Here is a 629-nt window from a genome sequence, read left to right on the forward strand (position 1 = left end):
GAGCCCACCGGCTTGAACCACAGCTGGCGATCGGACACGAAATCATCGCCCGACGACAGGCCGCGGTTGGCTTCCTGGCGCGACTGGATCACGCGGTTGGTGGCGTGCATCGCTGCGGTGTTCACCGCGGACATGCCGCCGGTCAGCAGCGGCAGGGTCTGCTTGACGGCATCCGAAACCTGCTGCTCGGTCGACAGCGTGCCCAGCGCGGTGATCACCGGTGCCATGGCGGCCGGCGCGCCCGAACCCTGGCCGATCAGCGCGTCGAACACTTGCGCGGCGCCAAGGCCCGGGTTGTTGTGGGCGCTGGTCACGCTGCTCACCACGGTGATTACCGGGTTCGGCGTGGGAGTGGGAGTGGGAGTCGGAGTAGGGGTGGGAGTCGGTTCAGGCGTTGGCGTCGGCACCGGAGCATTGGCGTCGCACGAGCTCGCGCCGGCGCGAGCCACGCACAGGTCCACCGCATTGCCGTTGCGGCTCGCGATAAAGTCGAACAGCGCGCTGTTGTCGGTCACGCGGAAGGTCGGGCCGGCAATCAGCGTGCCGGCGGTGATCACGCCCGGTTGCACGGTCGTGCCAGCCACCAGGCTCGGCGCGCCCGCCACGTTCACGTTGATCTTGTTGCTGGC

Annotated in this window: 1 pseudogene; it reads right to left on the bottom strand. The window is 68.7% G+C overall.

The features are described from left to right. Nucleotides 1-629 (bottom strand): annotated as a pseudogene (locus KHO41_RS41055) (autotransporter outer membrane beta-barrel domain-containing protein); the annotation flags it as partial.

It is taken from the genome of Cupriavidus numazuensis (assembly GCF_905397435.1).
Taxonomy (GTDB): Bacteria; Pseudomonadota; Gammaproteobacteria; order Burkholderiales; family Burkholderiaceae; genus Cupriavidus; species Cupriavidus numazuensis.